The sequence below is a fragment of the Pseudomonas sp. GM60 genome, assembly GCF_000282415.1.
GTDB classification, from domain to species: Bacteria; Pseudomonadota; Gammaproteobacteria; order Pseudomonadales; family Pseudomonadaceae; genus Aquipseudomonas; species Aquipseudomonas migulae.
This window is the reverse complement of sequence record NZ_AKJI01000163.1, coordinates 1-17,300: the sequence shown is the minus strand read 5'-3', so window position 1 is coordinate 17,300 and position 17,300 is coordinate 1. Positions and strand designations below refer to the sequence as shown.

Annotated in this window: 14 protein-coding genes; 3 read left to right on the top strand and 11 right to left on the bottom strand. The window is 60.4% G+C overall.

Annotated elements, in window-relative coordinates; genetic code table 11:
* The first annotated feature begins 53 nt into the window (after positions 1–53).
* On the top strand, positions 54–1,424 hold the full coding sequence (creD, locus tag PMI32_RS01845) for a cell envelope integrity protein CreD (RefSeq protein ID WP_008035020.1): 1,371 nt from the start codon (positions 54–56) through the stop codon (positions 1,422–1,424).
* Positions 1,425–1,635: 211 nt separating this feature from the next.
* Here the strand turns inward: creD and PMI32_RS01855 are convergent, their stop codons facing one another.
* The 8 genes from PMI32_RS01855 to PMI32_RS01885 form a co-directional block, all read right to left on the bottom strand.
* Entirely contained in the window at positions 1,636–2,265 is a 630-nt protein-coding gene (locus PMI32_RS01855; protein ID WP_032829215.1) for a glutathione S-transferase, read from the bottom strand.
* A 170-nt stretch (positions 2,266–2,435) separates the two neighbouring features.
* On the bottom strand, positions 2,436–2,615 hold the full coding sequence (locus tag PMI32_RS01860) for a hypothetical protein (protein ID WP_008035013.1): 180 nt from the start codon (positions 2,613–2,615) through the stop codon (positions 2,436–2,438).
* Entirely contained in the window at positions 2,612–3,742 is a 1,131-nt protein-coding gene (locus tag PMI32_RS01865) for a PepSY-associated TM helix domain-containing protein (protein ID WP_008035010.1), read from the bottom strand. The genes PMI32_RS01860 and PMI32_RS01865 overlap by 4 nt, the downstream gene beginning before the upstream one ends.
* A 69-nt stretch (positions 3,743–3,811) precedes the next feature.
* Positions 3,812–6,220 carry a TonB-dependent siderophore receptor gene (locus PMI32_RS01870; RefSeq protein ID WP_008035008.1) on the bottom strand — a complete coding sequence of 803 codons (2,409 nt, stop codon included), beginning with the start codon at positions 6,218–6,220 and terminating at the stop codon, positions 3,812–3,814.
* A gap of 227 nt (positions 6,221–6,447) precedes the next feature.
* Positions 6,448–7,419, bottom strand: a complete 972-nt coding sequence (locus PMI32_RS01875) for a FecR domain-containing protein (protein WP_008035007.1) — start codon at positions 7,417–7,419, stop codon at positions 6,448–6,450.
* Positions 7,416–7,934 (bottom strand): RNA polymerase sigma factor, encoded by a 519-nt coding sequence (locus tag PMI32_RS0129295; RefSeq protein WP_032829214.1) that lies wholly within the window; start codon positions 7,932–7,934, stop codon positions 7,416–7,418. Before PMI32_RS0129295 ends, PMI32_RS01875 begins: the two co-directional genes overlap by 4 nt.
* A gap of 236 nt (positions 7,935–8,170) precedes the next feature.
* Entirely contained in the window at positions 8,171–8,878 is a 708-nt protein-coding gene (locus tag PMI32_RS01880; RefSeq protein ID WP_008035003.1) for a 3'-5' exonuclease, read from the bottom strand.
* Positions 8,875–10,815: a putative nucleotidyltransferase substrate binding domain-containing protein gene (locus PMI32_RS01885; RefSeq protein WP_008035001.1), complete on the bottom strand. Its 1,941-nt coding sequence runs from the start codon at positions 10,813–10,815 to the stop codon at positions 8,875–8,877. The genes PMI32_RS01880 and PMI32_RS01885 overlap by 4 nt, the downstream gene beginning before the upstream one ends.
* A gap of 253 nt (positions 10,816–11,068) precedes the next feature.
* Here PMI32_RS01885 and PMI32_RS01890 point away from each other — a divergent pair, with 253 nt between their 5' ends.
* Complete coding sequence (locus PMI32_RS01890) at positions 11,069–11,515, top strand: response regulator (protein WP_008035000.1); 447 nt, start codon at positions 11,069–11,071, stop codon at positions 11,513–11,515.
* Between the two features lie 196 nt (positions 11,516–11,711).
* Here the strand turns inward: PMI32_RS01890 and PMI32_RS01895 are convergent, their stop codons facing one another.
* Entirely contained in the window at positions 11,712–13,901 is a 2,190-nt protein-coding gene (locus PMI32_RS01895) for a malate synthase G (protein ID WP_008034999.1), read from the bottom strand.
* Between the two features lie 537 nt (positions 13,902–14,438).
* Here PMI32_RS01895 and PMI32_RS01900 point away from each other — a divergent pair.
* Positions 14,439–14,957, top strand: a complete 519-nt coding sequence (locus PMI32_RS01900; protein ID WP_008034998.1) for a glycine cleavage system transcriptional repressor — start codon at positions 14,439–14,441, stop codon at positions 14,955–14,957.
* Between the two features lie 215 nt (positions 14,958–15,172).
* Here PMI32_RS01900 and rarD read toward each other — a convergent pair whose 3' ends face one another.
* The gene (rarD, locus tag PMI32_RS01905; RefSeq protein ID WP_008034997.1) at positions 15,173–16,060 is read right to left on the bottom strand and encodes an EamA family transporter RarD; all 888 of its coding nucleotides are present in this window, start codon (positions 16,058–16,060) and stop codon (positions 15,173–15,175) included.
* Positions 16,061–16,211: 151 nt separating this feature from the next.
* Positions 16,212–17,186 (bottom strand): serine/threonine protein kinase, encoded by a 975-nt coding sequence (locus PMI32_RS01910; protein WP_008034976.1) that lies wholly within the window; start codon positions 17,184–17,186, stop codon positions 16,212–16,214.
* Positions 17,187–17,300 lie beyond the last annotated feature (114 nt).

The window sequence follows — 17,300 nt, the reverse complement described above, 5'->3', positions numbered from 1 at the left end:
AAAACCCCCACACACCCATCCCAGACTCTCCCCATCCAAACAGGGAGAGTCCCATGAACCGAAATCTGACCATAAAACTCGGGGCCATTGCCCTGCTGATTCTGTTGCTGCTGATCCCGTTGCTGATGATCAACGGCGTGATCCAGGAGCGCCAGGAACTGCGCGACGGTGTGCTCGAAGACATCGCGCGCAGTTCCAGCTACAGCCAGCGCCTGAGCGGGCCGCTGATGGTGGTGCCTTATCGCAAAGTGGTGCGCACCTGGAAGCTCAACGAAAAAACCAACGAACGTTACCAGGACATCGGCGAAGAGCGCGGCCGTTTGTACTTCCTGCCGGAGCGTTTCGAACTCGACGGGCAGGTTCAGACCGAGCTGCGTTCCCGGGGCATCTACGAGGCGCGGCTGTTCCACGCCGACAACCGCATCAGCGGACACTTCTCGGTGCCGGCGCAACTGGGCATCAAGGAAAATTTCGCCGACTACCAGTTCGATCAGCCGTTCCTCGCGGTTGGGATCAGCGACATTCGCGGCATCGAGAACGCATTGAAACTGGAACTCAATGACCAGCGCCTGGACTTCATCCCCGGCAGTCAGGTGGGCTGGTTGGGCGAAGGTGTGCACGTGACGCTGCCAGCGCTTGACCCACGTCAGGCCACGGAGCTGGCCTTCGGTTTCGACCTGCGCCTGCAAGGCACCGGCCAGTTGCAGGTTCTCCCGGTGGGCAAGACCAGCAAAGTCTCGCTGGCCGCCAACTGGCCGCATCCGAGCTTCATCGGCAATTATTTGCCGGCCCAGCGCGAAGTCTCCGACCAGGGCTTTACCGCGAATTGGCAGACCTCGTTTTTCTCCACCAACCTGCAAGAAGCGCTGAGCAGTTGCGTGTCCGGCCGCGACTGTGACGCGTTCAGCGGCCGCAGCTTCGGCGTGAGCTTCATCGACCCGGTGGACCAGTACCTGAAAAGCGACCGGGCGATCAAATACGCACTGTTGTTCATCGTCCTGACGTTCGCAGGTTTCTTCCTCTTCGAAGTGCTGAAAAGCCTGGCGGTGCACCCGGTGCAATACGCGTTGGTGGGCGTGGCGCTGGCGTTCTTTTATCTGCTGTTGCTGTCGTTGTCCGAGCACATCGGTTTTGCCCTGGCGTATCTGTTGTCGGCCAGTGGCTGCGTGTTGTTGATCGGTTTCTATGTCTGCCACGTGCTGCGCAGCGTGCGCCACGGCTTGAGTTTTTCGGCAGGATTGGCGGCGTTGTATGGCCTGCTCTATGGCTTGTTGAGCGCCGAGGATTACGCGCTGTTGATGGGGTCGTTGCTGCTGTTCGGGTTGCTGGGTGTGTTTATGGTGCTGACCCGCAAGCTGGATTGGTACGGGATCGGGCAGAAGACAGCCAAGCCGCTGAAATTCGATATCGGGGTGGTGGAATGAGCCGGTCGTTGGGGTTGCGTGAGGATCAGCGGGAGGGGGAGGTGTTGGCGACGCTGATTTTTGGGTTGTTTCCGGTAGATCCGGTGTGGTGCATTCGCGAGCAAGCCCGCTCCCACAATGGATCTCCAGTGTGCACAGAATTCATACACACCACAGATCAAAATGTGGGAGCGGGCTTGCTCGCGAAGAGGCCGGAACAGTCAGCGAAAACCTAGACTTTAGGCATCGTCGCCACCATCGAAGGCCGCTGACTCACCTCAAAATACCAGTCCGCCAGCTTCGGATTCACCTCGCGCCATCCCAGGTCCGGATGGCGCAAATCCACGTAACCCAACGCACACGCCACACTGATCGCCGCCACATCGAAATGGCTGGTCAGCTCGGCAATCGCGTCTTTTTCCAGCAACGCCAAGGCGCGGCGGATCTTGTCGCGCTGGCCATCGAGCCATTCGTCCCAGTGTTTTTCCGGGGCGCGCAGGGCGACTTCGTAACGCACCAGCACCGCAGCGTCCATGATCCCGTCGGCAAGGGACGCCAGGGTCAGGCGACGCCAGCGTGCCGAGCCTTCGCGAGGAATCAGCGGGTTGCCGACGTGTTGGTGGTCGAGGTAATCGAGAATCACCCGGCTGTCATGGATGACGTTGCCGTCGGCCAGGCGCAGGGCCGGGATTTTACTCAGCGGGTTGTCATCGATCAGGGGCAGGTCCGGGGCGACCGGGGTCAGCACACAGTTTTGCAGGGCGACGCGGTCTTGCTGACCGGTCTCGTGCAGCAGCACCATGACTTTGCGAACGAAGGGCGACAACGGGTTGTGGTAGAGGGTCATGCTCGGGGCGGACATGGCAGCATCTCGGTCGGTTTGCAGTGTCGGGAGCATAGCGCGTGGATCACACAACTTGTAGGAGCGAAGCTTGCTCGCGATGGAGGATAACGATAACGCGTAAAACCAGATGCCCAGTGGAGTCCTCGGGTTTTTCGCGAGCAAGCTTCGCTCCTACAGGTTTGGTGTGGTTATCGGCGTTGCAGGAGGCCGCGCAGGGCGAGGGTTGCGGGAACACCCAGACCGAGCCAGCTCAAGCCATCCCACACGCCATCACCCAGTAACGCGGCGAACAACCCGGCAGCGCTGAGCAGCGCGATGACCGTCGGCGTAGAGAAGACCTTCCAGAAGTTCGACTGCCGCGGCTTCATGCGTTGGCCTCCGCTTGTTCCAGTACAGGCCTTGCCGCTTTGCGCCGCACCACCCACAGGTAAACCCCGCTGCCGAGCACGATGATGGTCAGCATATCGAGGGTCGCCCAGAGGATTTTCATCGGCATGCCGCCGTAGTCACCGAAGTGCAACGGCTGCGACATGCCCATGGCGTCCATGTACCACGGCCGTTCGGCCACGGCGGTGACTTGCAGGGTGCTGGCGTCGATCAGCACCGGCGTCAGCAGGTGCGAGGTCAGGTGCGTGCTGCCCTTCATGAACACCGCGTAATGGTGCTCACTGGAAAATCGCGTGCCGGGGAAGGCGATGAAGTCTGGCTGCATACTGGGCGCGACTTCTTTGGCGATGTCGAGCAAGCGGGTTGCAGGCGCGAGTTGCGTCAGCGCCGGCGCATCGCGATACGGTGCAACCATCGCGCTCAGGCTGTCATTGCGCCACGCGGCGATCAGCAGGTCGGCGCAGGCACTGATGACGCCGGTGACGCCGACCACCAGCGCCCAGGTCAGGGTGACGACGCCGATCAGGTTATGCAGGTCGAGCCAGCGCAGGCGCGTGGATTTATCCTGGCGCACCGTGGCGAATTTCAATCGACGCATGAACGGCAGGTACAGCACCGTCCCGGACACGATAGCCACTACAAACAGAATCCCCATGAACGCCAGCAGCAGCTTGCCCGGCAGGCCGGCGAACATGTCCACGTGCAGGCGCAGCATGACCATCATGAAGCCGCCGTTGGCCGATGGCATCTCCAGCGCTTCACCGGTGCGAGCGTCGAGCATGAAGGTGTGCGACGAATTCGGTTCGGTGCCGGCAGTGGCCGCCATGATCGCGATGGCGGCGTTCGGTTCGTCTTCGTCGAAGCCGAAATACTGCATGACTTCGCCGGGCCGATGTTTTTGAGCGGCCTGCACCAGCTGCTGCAGATTCAACTGCGGGGTGTCGGCCGGCAGCTGCTGCAACTCGGCGGCATCGCCCAGCAAGTGGTCGATTTCGTGGTGGAAGATCAACGGCAAGCCGGTCAGCGCCAGCATCAGCAGGAAGACCGTGCAGATCAGGCTGGTCCAGGTGTGGACGAAGGACCAGCGGCGAATGGTTTTGCTTTTCATGACCCATCCAAATGCAAAAGGGCCACGGCTGTACCGTGACCCTTGTGTGGCTGTGATCCGCTCAGCGGTTTACCACTTGTAGTTGACTGCCGCCACGACATTGCGCTCGTCGCCGTAGTAGCACCAAGTGCCATCGCAGGTCGACAGGTAGTCCTTGTTGAACAGGTTCTTCGCGGTGACGTCAACCGAAACGCCGGCCAGTACCGGGTTGATGCGGCTCAGGTCGTAATGCACGGCGGCGTCGTACACGGTGTACGAACCCACGTGACCATTGTTGGTGTTGGCCGTGTTGCCGTAGGTATCGCCGACATAACGCACGCCCGCGCCCACGCCAAAACCGTCAAGCACACCGGTATGCCATGTGTAATCGGACCACAGGGAGGCCTGATTGCGCGGGACCAGTTTCATCCGGTTGCCCTTGTCGTCGCCCTTGAGGATCTCAGTATCGGTGTAGGTGTAGGAACCCACCAGTTTCAGGTTGTCGGTAACATCGGAGACGGCTTCCAGCTCGATACCGCGCACTTTCAATTCACCGATCTGGCTGGTGACGTTGTTCTGCGACACCGACACGTTCTGCTGGCGAAGGTCGAACGCGGCGGCGGTCAGCAAGGTGCGGCTGCCTGGTGGCTGGTACTTCACGCCGACTTCGGTCTGCTTGCCTTCGGTGGGTTTGAACGACTGGGTCGAACGGGCATCAGCGCCCATCGAAGGCTGGAACGACTCGGTGTAGGAGATGTACGGCGTGATCCCGGAGTCGAACACGTAACTCAGGCCTGCGTTGCCGCTGAAAGCCTTGTCGCGCTGGGTGTTGGTGGCATCGCCCTGGTTATTGAACTGTGTCGAGCTGTGAATCCAGTCTTCGCGGCCGCCGAGGGTCAGGCGCCATTTGTCCAGGGAGATCTGGTCCTGGGCGTAGAGGCCGGTCTGGTTGGTTTTCTGGTTGTAGTCGTAAAAGGTGCTGTACGCGACGTTGGAGAAGTCCGCACCACGGATTGGCTTGATCACATTGCTGTCGGGTGCGTTGCCTTCCAGCCATTTGTAATTGGTGTTGGTCCGCTGGTGGTCTAGGCCCAACAGCACGACATGGCTCAGCGCACCGGTCTGGAAGTCGGCCTGGAAGTTATTGTCCACGGCGAACTGGCTGATGTCCTCATCAACCTGATCGACCAGACGGCGCAGGGTGCCGTCCGCCGCCACGACGTCACCGAACGACGCATAGGCTTGCTGGAACGACAGATCGCTTTTGGTGTAACGCAGGTTTTGCTTGAACTGCCAGACATCGTTCAGGCGATGGTCGAAGGCGTAACCCAGTGCGTAATAGGTGCGGTCGTAGTGATCGGAGTCCGGATCGCCAAGGTTTTTATGGTGCGAAATTTTCGCCCCGGCCGGAGAGGCCAGCTTGGTGCCTTGCAGAGGCAGGAACTGACCACTGACCCCGGTATCGTCGCGGGTGAACTGCGAGAGGAAGGTCAGGTGTGTGTCGTCATCGATGTTCCAGGTCAGGCTCGGTGCGAGGTTGTAGCGCTTGTCATCAATGTGGTCGACCGGCATGCCGCTGTCACGCACCACGCCGTCGACGCGGTACAGGAACTGACCCTCGTCATCGATTTTTCCGGTGCTGTCGAAGCTGATTTGCTTGCGATTGTTGCTGCCGACTTCAGCTCGCACTTCGTGGCTGGCAATGACGTCGGGACGGCGGCTGACCATGTCGAGCATGCCGCCCGGTGGCGTCTGGCCGTATACCGAAGAGGCCGGGCCGCGCAGGAGCGTGATGCGTTCCAGGTTCCAGGTTTCAGCCTTTGGGTTGGCGTAGGAGCCTTTTGGCAACGGCAGGCCGTCGAGGAACTGGGTTGGCTCGAAGCCGCGTACGCGCAGCCAGTCGGCGCGGGAGTCGCTGCCATAACTGCTGGCGATCACGCCTGGCATGTAACGCACGGCGTCATCGAGATTCTGTACGCCGCGATCTTCCATCTGGGCGCGGGTGATCACCGACATCGAGCGAGGTGCTTCGACGATCGGCGTATCGGTCTTGGTGCCGGCAGCGGTGCGAGTGGCGACGTAACCGTCAACCGGGCCCCAGGCGCTTTCAGTGTTTTCTACGCCGATCACGCTGGTTTCCGGCAGGGCCACCACGCCTTCAGGCATGGCCACCAGGCTGTAGGTGCCAGTGCTGCTCTGTTCCAGTTGCAGACCGGTGCCACGCAAAGCTGCCTGCAAGGCGCCAACCGCGTCGAACTGGCCATTGACCGGTGCCGACGTCTTGCCCGCCGCCAGCGACGGATTCAGCGACAGCGCCAGGCCTGACTGGCTGGCGATCTGGTTCAACGTTGTGGCCAATGGCGCGGCCGGCAGGTTGTAGGAACGAACGCTGGACGCTTGTTCGGCGGCGATCAGTTGGCTACTGGCCAGAGGGGCGCAAAGGGCAATGGCGACCGCCAGCAGACTGGGGCGCAACAAGGTGTTTAGCGAACGGGACATGCAACGGCTCCTGAAAGGGAATACTTCTCAATTGCCTAGGTGCCGGACGAGAATCAAAAAGTGATAGGCTGGATGAAAATAATTTCGATTCAGCAATTGTGGTGAGGCTGATGGCCTCTTCGCGGGCAAGCCTCGCTCCTACAGGGATTGTGCGTTACTCACGAAAGACTCAATCCCTGTAGGAGCGAGGCTTGCCCGCGAAGGCGTCGTGTCAGACACCGAAAAAATCAGGGCTTGGCATCAGCCTTCGCCACCGTCACCCACCACGGTGTGTGCTGTTCGATCTGCACCGGCAGTGTCGGCAACAGTGCGCTCAGCGCCAGGTCGGTGTCGTGCAACGGGAAACTGCCGGTGATGCGCAGGTCGGCGATCTCGGGTGCCACGCCCAGGTGCCCACGCCGATAACGACCGAGCTCGTGAACCAGGTCTTCCAGCCGTGCGTTGTCCACCACCAGCATGCCGCGGGTCCAGGCGTCGGCGCCGAGGTTGAGCGCGATGATCGGCCCCAGGCCATTGTTGCGCATCAGCACTTGCTGGCCTTCGTGCAGAATCTGTTCTTCAGTGCTCGACTCGGGGTGGGCGGCCACGGCGGACTGCAACACGCTCAGGCGCGTGCCTTCTTCCTCGCGCTTGACCAGGAACCGCGTGCCCAGTGCGCGCATGCTGCCTTCGCGGGTTTCGACGATAAACGGCCGGGCGTCGCCATGGCCGGTTTCGACGAGGATTTCCCCTTCCTGAAGAATCACCCGGCGCTGCTTCTCATCAAAACGCACATCCACGGCGCTGTGAGTGTTGAGGTTGATCAGCGTGCCGTCGCTCAGGCGCAGGGTGCGTTGCTCGCCGGTGGCGGTGCGCTGATCCGCCAGCCAATAGTCGACCGGCAGATAACGATCACCGGCAAACAGCGCCAGGCCAAGTACCGCAACGATGCTGGCCACGCCGCTGCCGAGTTTGCGCACCCGTCGGCGAATGCTTTCGCGCGATTGCAGCAACGCAGTGCGGGCCGGGCCGCTGGCCACGCTGAAACGCTGGTCGAGCATGCCCAACTGGCGCCAGGCGCGGGCGTGCTCTTCGTGGGCGGCGTGCCATTTGGCAAACTCTTCGCGCTCCACCGGAGTGCCGGAATCCAGCGACAATTGCCAGGCAATCGCCGCGTCCAGCACCTGTGCCGAGACGGGTTTGGAACTGACCGGGTTCACACCGGCTCACCGTACAGCGCGATGTAGCACTGACGAATGCCCTGCGCCAGGTACTGACGCACCCGCGGCACCGACACGCCCAGGCGCTGGGCGATTTCCGCGTGGCCGAGGCCGTCCAGACGGTTGTAGAGGAACGCCGCCCGCGCCTTGCTCGACAGCTTGCCGAGCAGGCGGTCGATGTTTTTCAGGTCTTCGAGGATCATTTGCTGTTCTTCCACCGACGGTTGTTCGCCTTCAGGGATCAGCATCAGTTCGGTGAGGTAGGCCTGTTCCAGCGCAGCGCGGCGGAAATAGTCGAACAGCAGGCCCTTGGCAATCGCCACCAGAAACGCCCGCGGTTCGCGAGGTTCGTTCAGTTGATCACGGCCCAGCAAGCGCACGAAGGTGTCCTGACTCAGGTCTTCGGCCCGTTGCGGGCAGGCGACATTGCGTCGAAGCCAGGCCAATAGCCAACTGCGGTGGTCGCGATATAGCGCACCGACGAGCTCACTGTGGGGGCTTTGGACTGACGACACGCAGCATCACCGATTGGGAAGTGTTAACTAACGAGAATTGTTCGCGATTGTGGCAGAGGCGGGGGAGGTAAGCAATTGGCCACTGGTCAGGTGGTTTTGGTGGGGGGCAGTTGGACCGTGTCATCGTTCTTCGCGGGCAAGCCTCGCTCCTACAGGATGGTGCGTTGCTCACGAACAACGTAAACCCTGTAGGAGCGAGGCTTGCCCGCGAAGGCGCCAGATCAGACGCCGCGAATTCAGAACGAAGGCGCCCGCTGCCTGCGCTTCCACTGATTCAACCGCTGTTGCAGATTCAACGGGCTATGAATCTGCTGCTGCCGCGCGCGGCTGAACAGGATCAGCGCCAGCTCGGCGGTCGCCAGCGCATCGGCACTGGCGTTGTGGCGTTCGAACACCTCGAGCTTGAACCAGTCGATCCACTCATCCAGCCCCGCCTCGCGAATGTGCGCCTGGGGGCAGAGCAGGGGGGCGATATCCGCCACATCCAGAAACGGATGCTGCAACTTGTAGCCCAGATGATCTTTCAGTGCGCGGCCGAGCATGTGCTGATCAAACGGCGCATGAAACGCCAGCACCGGGCTGTCGCCGACAAACTCCATGAACTCGACCAACGCCTGCGCCGGATCGCTGCCGGCGGCAATCGCGCTCGGGCCCAAGCCGTGAATCAACACGCTCGGCGCCACTTTCATGTCCGCGCATTGCAGGGTGCGTTCGAACTGCTGACTGAAGTCGATCGCCCCGTCCTCAATCACCACGGCACCGATGGACAACACCCGATCCTTGTTCAGGTTCAACCCCGTGGTTTCCAGATCCAGCACCACCCAGCGCTGCTCGCGCAGGCTGCATTCTCTGAGCTCGGCCCGCGCCGGCAAACGTTGCAGACGTTGCTGCAATTCCCCGGACAGCATCGGCCCTGCCGGGCGCAGCCATGAAAACAGGCTCATAGCTGATACCGCAGGGTCAGGCTGCTTTGCAGGCGTTGGGCCTGGCGCAGGGATTCACGCAGGATGCGTCGGTCCAGATGATTGAGGCTGTCGGGATCGACCCGGTTGGAGTAGGGCAAATTCTCCCGGGTCTGTAGCTGATGTTGCTGCATGCGGGTTTGCTGAATGAAGTGATACGCCTCTTCGTACGCCGCACCGTCCAGTCGATCGATGACTTCTTTGTCGACCAACTGGCGAAAGCGCTCCAGCGTATTGTTTGCCTCGATGCCATGGGCCAAGGCCAACAGTCGGGCGCCGTCGACAAACGGGGTCAGGCCCTGGACTTTCAGGTCCAGCGTGGCTTTCTCGCCATTTTTGCGCGCCAGCACAAACTCGCGGAAACGCCCTACGGGTGGACGGTTGCGCAGGGCGTTCTCGGCCATCATTCGCTGGAACAATCGGTTGTCGGCAACCTGATCGAGAATCCCCCGACGCAACTGCTCGCAGCTTTGCTCGTCGCCCCAGACCACGCGCAGGTCGAAATAGATGCTCGAACCCAGCAGGTTTTCCGGCGTCGCCTCGCGAATAAACGCCGCAAAACGCCGCGCCCATTCGGCCCGGGACAAACACAGCTCGGGGTTGCCGGCCATGATGTTGCCTTTGCACAGGGTAAAACCGCAGAGCGCCAGGCTCTGGTTGATCTGCTGAGCGATGGGCAGCAACTTGCCGCGAATCTCGGCAGCGTGCGCGGCGTCCCGCGCTTCGAACAGAATGCCGTTGTCCTGGTCAGTGTGCAGCGTCTGCTCGCGGCGGCCTTCGCTGCCGAAACACAACCAACTGAACGGTACGCCCGGGTCGCCTTTCTCGGCGAGGGTCAGTTCGATCACCCGGCACACGGTGTGATCGTTGAGCAGGGTGATGATGTGGGTGATCTGGGTCGAGGACGCACCGTGGGCCAGCATGCGCTCGACCAATTGACCGATCTCGCCGCGCAGCGCCACCAGGTTTTCCACGCGCTGGGCGCTGCGGATGGTTCGCGCCAGATGTACCAGGTCGACCCGTTGCAGGGAAAACAGGTCGCGCTCCGAGACCACGCCGCACAGACGCTGGTCCTTGACCAGGCAGACGTGGGCGATGTGCCGCTCGGTCATGGCAATCGCGGCATCGAAGGCGCTGTGGTCCGGCGTCAGGAAAAACGGCGCCTGGGTCATGTGTCGTTCGATGGCTTCGTTGAAGTCGTTGATGCCTTCGGCCACAACATGGCGCAAGTCGCGCAGGGTGAAAATACCCAACGGCGCCTTGTGTTCATCGACCACCACAATGCTGCCGACCTGTTGCTCGTGCATCAGGGTGACCGCTTCCCGCAGCGGCGTGGTCGGGCTGCACGTCACCGGGTGACGCATGGCCAGTTCGCCCAGACGGGTGTTCAGCGAGTATTGGGTGCCAAGGGTTTCCACGGCTTTTTGCTGGACTTGCTGGTTGACCTGGTCCAGCAAACTGCTCACGCCGCGTAGGGCAAAGTCGCGAAACGCGTTGGAAAGTGCGAACAGTTTGATGAACGCCAGCTTGTTCAGCTGTAGGCAAAAGGTGTCTTCGGCAGCCAGATGTTCGGTGCGCGTCGCACGCTCACCCAGCAGCGCGGCGAGGGGGAAACATTCGCCGGTGGTGATTTCGAAGGTGGTTTCCGTGCCGCCCTTGGCCGTGTGGGGACGTTCACCCACGACCCGGCCCTGTTTGACGACGTAGAAATGCTCAACCGGGCCATCGGCGGGCTTGATGATGCTCTCGCCGGGGGCATAAAAACGTAGCTGACATTGTTCAACCAGGTACGCCAGGTGAGCGTGTTCCATTTGATTGAAGGGCGGGAAGCGCTGAAGGAATTGCAAAGTGCCCTGGATGTTCTGCAATACCGCGGTTTTCCCTGCCTGTGTGAAGGCGTCCGCTTTACTCATAACCATTACCGCAGTCTTTTATGAATTGTTGTTGTCGGGTGACTCAGTCATGGTCGGCCCCTGCGCGCAGGGTGCCCATTGGACGTAAGTCTAGGTCGGGCCTTGCGGCGATGAAATTTCGGAAATGCCTTACACAATCTTGGGAAGAACCTATCCTTCCCCCTATAGGAAATAAATCCGACGAAGTGCACATTGACGGCCCGCTTAGCGATGTCTCACCACTGTGCTAGGGAATGATATTGGAAACTTAGAGAAAACCATGTCCGACCACGATATTTTGAGTGACGCCGAGCGCGAGGCGCTGAATGCCGTCATGCTGGAACCCGACCTGCCGCCGCAACGGGTACTGATCGTCGATGACGATAAAGATGCGCGCGAGCTGTTGTCGGAGATTCTTGGTCTGGATGGTATTCGTTGCATGACCGCAGCCAGTGGTGAAACCGCGCTCAAGATGCTGGCGGAGAAACCATCGATAGGCCTGGTGATTACTGATTTGCGGATGGGCCATATGGATGGCCTGGATTTGATCCGCCAGGTGCGCGAATCGGTCCGCGCGGCGATGCCGATCATCATCGTTTCCGGCGATGCCGACGTGAAGGACGCGATTGCCGCCATGCATTTGAGCGTGGTGGATTTTTTGCTCAAGCCGATTGATAGCGCGAAACTGCTAAAGCTGGTCAAACATGAGTTGGGGTTGGAGCCCTGATCCAGGCTATCTGTTGCCCATTTGATCGCCTTCGCGGGCAAGCCTCGCTCCTACAGGATGGTGCGTTGCTCACGAACACCGTAAACCCTGTAGGAGCGAGGCTTGCCCGCGAAGGCAACACCACTGATCTCAAGCAAACAAAAAAGGCCCTGATCCGAAGATCAGGGCCTTTTTTTGTCACGGCATCAACGCTCGGTTACAGGCCATTGGCAGCCTTGAACTCGCGACGACGACGGTGCAGAACCGGCTCGGTGTAGCCGTTCGGCTGTTTGGTGCCTTCAACCACCAGTTCGACCGCCGCCTGGAAGGCGATGTTGCTGTCGAAGTTCGGTGCCAGCGGACGGTACAGCGCGTCATTGGCGTTCTGACGGTCAACCACCGGCGCCATGCGCTTGAGGCTTTCCATCACTTGCGCTTCGGTGACGATGCCATGACGCAACCAGTTGGCGATGTGCTGGCTGGAGATACGCAGCGTGGCACGGTCTTCCATCAGGCCGATGTCATTGATGTCCGGCACTTTCGAGCAACCAACACCCTGGTCAATCCAGCGCACCACGTAACCGAGAATGCCCTGGGCGTTGTTGTCCAGTTCGTTCTTGATCTGTTCCGCAGTCCACTGCGGGTTTACCGCCAGCGGGATGGTCAGGATGTCATCCACCGAAGCGCGTGCACGTTTGGCCAGTTCGGCCTGACGGGCGAACACGTCGACCTTGTGGTAGTGCAGCGCGTGCAGCGCGGCCGCTGTCGGCGAAGGCACCCAAGCAGTGTTGGCGCCAGCCAATGGGTGAGCGATTTTCTGTTCAAGCATCGCCGCCATCAGGTCGGGCATCGCCCACATGCCTTTACCGATCTGTGCGCGACCTTGCAGGCCGGTGCTCAAACCGATATCGACGTTCCAGTTCTCGTAGGCGCCGATCCACTTCTCGGCCTTCATGTCGGCCTTGCGCACCATCGGGCCGGCTTCCATGGAGGTGTGGATTTCATCGCCCGTACGGTCGAGGAAACCGGTGTTGATGAACACCACGCGCTCGCTGGCGGCCTTGATGCAGGCCTTGAGGTTGACCGTGGTGCGGCGCTCCTCGTCCATGATCCCGACTTTCAGGGTGTTGCGCGGCAAGCCGAGCACGCCTTCGATGCGACCGAACAGCTCGTTGGTGAACGCAGCTTCTTCCGGACCGTGCATCTTCGGCTTCACGATGTAGACCGAACCGGTGCGGCTGTTCTTGCGCGAGCTGTTGCCGTTGAGGCTGTGGATCGCCGCCAGGCAGGTCACCAGGCCGTCGAGAATGCCTTCCGGCACTTCGTTGCCGTCTTTATCGAGGATCGCGTCGATGGTCATCAGGTGACCGACGTTGCGCACGAACAACAGCGAACGACCGTGCAGGCTCAGTTCCTTGCCATCAACGCCGGTGTAGGTGCGGTCGGCGTTCATGGTGCGGGTAAAGGTCTTGCCGCCCTTGGAGACTTCTTCCGACAGGTCGCCCTTCATCAGGCCGAGCCAGTTGCGGTAGATCACCACTTTGTCATCGGCATCGACAGCGGCGACGGAGTCTTCGCAGTCCATGATGGTGGTGAGTGCGGCTTCCATCAGGATGTCTTTGACGCCGGCAGCGTCGGTCTGGCCGACCGGAGTGCTGGCATCGACCTGGATTTCGAAATGCAGGCCGTTGTTTTTCAGCAGGATTGCGGTCGGTGCAGCGGCATCGCCGTGGAAACCGATCAACTGAGCGTCGTTGCGCAGGCCGCTGTTGCTGCCGCCTTTGAGGGCGACCACCAGTTTGCCGCCGACGATCTTGTAGCCGATGGAGTCGACGTGGGAGCCGGCAGCCAATGGCGCCGCTTCGTCGAGGAAGGCGCGAGCGAAGGCAATCACCTTGTCGCCGCGAACCTTGTTGTAGCCTTTGCCTTTTTCCGCGCCGTCAGCTTCGCTGATGGCGTCGGTGCCGTAGAGCGCGTCATACAGCGAACCCCAGCGGGCGTTCGAAGCATTGAGCGCGAAACGCGCATTCATCACCGGCACCACGAGCTGCGGGCCGGCCATGCGGGCGATTTCGTCATCGACGTTTTGCGTCGTTGCCTGGAAATCGGCCGCTTCTGGCAGCAGATAACCGATGTCTTGCAAGAAGGCTTTATAGGCCTTCGGGTCGTGGACCTGAGCTGTCCCAAGAGCTAGACGGGATTGGTGCCAGCCGTCGATACGAGCCTGGAAATCATCGCGTTTGGCGAGTAGGGCTTTGTTCTTCGGCGCCAGGTCGTGAATGACCTTGTCGGCACCGGCCCAGAATTTATCGGCGGTGAGGCCGGTTCCGGGAATGGCTTCGTTGTTCACGAAGTCGAACAGGACTTTGGCGACCTGCAGGCCACCGACTTGAACGTGTTCAGTCATTGCTTGCCTCACTCTGCTCAGCTATTTCGCTTTTCAGCTCTTCAAATTAACAATGAAGCCTCTGGCTATTTAAACCACAAACCCCTTCCACCAGTACATGCCATTTCGGGCGGCTGGGATGGAACCGATCAACGGCGTTGAGGCCTTGCTGATAGGGCTTTCAGGGCTGCGACCGCGCCTGTGGCAGACATCGATCCAACGTTATGTAGTGCGCGCTGCGGCATACTACATGATGAATTGCGGTTGTGAAAATTAGACTAATTACGTCGTTCTGCGACCCCGTGACGCATTGCCGTCACGTCGGGGATAGGGATGTTCTCAAAAAAGTATGAGATTGTTCCAGTTAAATATAAGAAGTTGTACACGATTTGTTGTTTGCTTTAGATTGGCGGTGCTCCGGATCGCTGGCAAGCCAGCTCCTACAAGGTTTGCGCAAGACCCTGTAGGAGCTGGCTTGCCAGCGATGGCGCCAGACGAATCAACACAGGATCGCCCCTTGCCTATACTTCTCTTTCTACAACAAAAGAGGGCTGCGCCATGGACCACCTCGTACTCACTGTTTTCGCACCGGACAAACCTGGGCAGGTCGAGCGCATCGCCCAGTGCATTGCCGAGCACGGAGGCAACTGGCTGGAAAGCCGCATGTCACGCATGGCCGGGCAGTTTGCCGGGATTCTTCGGGTGGGCGTGCCGGCCGAGGCCTACGACGAATTGGTCGATTCCTTACAGGCGTTGTCCGCCCACGGCATTCGCGTGCTGATCGCCGAAAGTGGCATCGAACAATCCTGCACCTGGAAACCGATTGCCATGGAATTGGTCGGCAATGATCGTCCGGGGATCGTGCGCGACATCACGCGTCTGTTGAGTGAACAAGGGGTCAACCTGGAGCGGCTGGTGACGGAAGTGCGTCCGGCGCCTATGAGCAGCGAGCCGTTGTTCCACGCCGAAGCGATTCTTGCGGTGCCGCTGACCTTGTCGCTGGACGTGTTGCAGTCGCGCCTGGAAACCCTGGCGGACGATTTGATGGTGGAGTTGGTATTGCGCAGCGACCCCTGACAGGGTTATCCAAGTTATACGTGCACCTGCCTGTGGATAACCTGTAGAGACAGCCCGCCAGCCCACGCCGGCCGGGCTTCTTCAAGATCTGATCAAAAAACCATCAGTTTCAACAAGTTGCGCACAAACGCCGGGGATCACGCTGTGGATAACCTTGGGAAGGATCGATGCAGGCCACGAGAGGCGTGGCCTGTAGAGGTTTGTACGATTTTTGATCAGCTGCGGCGGCGCAGACTTATCCACGCATCGATGCTGTAAACCGCCAGGCCTGCCCAGATAAAGATGAAGGCGACCAGTGTGCTGGACGACAGATGCTCGCCAAACAGCAGCACGGCTTGCAACAGCACCAATGTCGGCGCCAGGTACTGGAGAAATCCGAGTGTCGTGTAGGGCAAATGCCGTGCGGCGGCGTTGAAACACACCAGCGGCACCAGCGTTACCGGACCGGCAGCGACCAGCCACCAGGCTTCGGACGTGGTCCAGAATTCGGGTTGGGCGCTGACGGCCGTCTGATTGAAGAGCAGCCAGGCGATGGCAATCGGCACCAGCATCCAGGTTTCCACCACCAGGCCCGGTAGCGCCTTGACCGGCGCCTGCTTGCGGATCAATCCGTAGAAGCCGAACGTCAACGCCAGCACCAGCGACACCCACGGCAGACTGCCGACTTGCCACACCTGTTGCGCGACGCCGACCGCCGCCAGTCCCACGGCAATCCACTGCATGCGCCGCAACCGTTCGCCGAGGATCAACATCCCCAGCAACACGTTCACCAGCGGGTTGATGTAGTAACCGAGACTGGCTTCAAGCATGCGCCCGTTATTCACCGACCACACGTACGTCAGCCAGTTGGCCGCGATCAGCGTGCCGCTCAAGGCCAGGATTGCCAGCCGTTTCGGGTTGTCACGCAACTCGCGCCACCAGCCCGGATGCTTCCACACCATCAGCAGCAACGCGCCGAACAGCGCCGACCAGAGCACGCGATGGATGATGATCTCCACGGCGGGCACGTTGGCAATGGCTTTAAAGTAGATCGGGAACAGGCCCCAGATGATGTAGGCACTCAGGCCCAGGATGTACCCGCGACGGGGGTTGGCGGCTTGCATGCAGAATCCTTGCTTAGGCAGCTAACAAAGAGAGGATTGTATAGACATGTCACATCTTTTGTAGGAGCCAGCTTGCTGGCGATGAAGATTACGCGGTATGTCAGGGAGACCGCGTCATCGTTCATCGCCGGCAAGCCGGCTCCTACAAGGGTTAGAACAGTTTCAGGGGTTCTTCGTTGAGGGCGGCGAGTTGTTCGCGCAACGCCAACACCTGATCGCCCCAATACCGCTCCGTCCCGAACCACGGAAAACTGTGCGGGAACGCCGGGTCATCCCAGCGGCGTGCCAGCCACGCGCTGTAATGCATCAGGCGCAGTGCGCGCAGCGGTTCGATCAGCGCCAATTCCCGTGGGTCGAAATCGTGAAACTCGTTGTAGCCGTCCATCAATTCCGACAACTGCCCCAGACATTCCTGACGGTCACCGGCGAGCATCATCCAGATGTCCTGCACCGCCGGGCCCATGCGGCAGTCGTCCAGGTCGACGATGTGGAACATCTCGTCGCGGCACATCATGTTGCCGGGGTGGCAATCGCCGTGCATGCGGATGTTCTGGTGCGGCGTGGCGTTGTAGACCTCTTCCACACGCTTGAGCAGATCGCGGGCGACAGATTCGTAGGCCGGCAGCAGGCTTTTGGGGATGAAATTGCCTTCGAGCAAGGTTGTCAGCGAGGCATGACCGAAGTTCTTCACGCCCAGGGCTTCACGGTGTTCGAACGGTTTGGTCGAGCCGACGGCGTGCAGGCGACCGAGCAGTTGGCCCAGCCGATACAGCTGATCGAGATTGCCCGGCTCCGGTGCGCGGCCACCACGACGGGGGAACAGGGTGAAACGGAAACCGTTGTGTTCGTGCAGGCTGGCACCGTTGTGAATCATTGGCGCCACCACCGGCACGTCGCACTCGGCGAGTTCGAAGGTGAACTGGTGTTCTTCGAGAATCGCTTCGTTGGTCCAGCGCTGCGGGCGGTAGAACTTGGCGATCAGCGGCTCGGAGTCTTCGATGCCGACCTGATAGACACGGTTCTCGTAGCTGTTGAGCGCCAGAACGCGCGCGTCGCTGAGAAAGCCGATGCTTTCGACGGCATCGAGCACGAGGTCTGGGGTGAGGGTTGCAAACGGGTGGGCCATGCTGACTCCTGCGCGCAGCAGGCTGCCGCGTCCGGCCAAGCATGGTAGCGCAGACGGGCTGTCTTTAGTGGTTGGGGTTGAGATGAGTGTTGTCAGGGCTGACGTCTTCGCGGG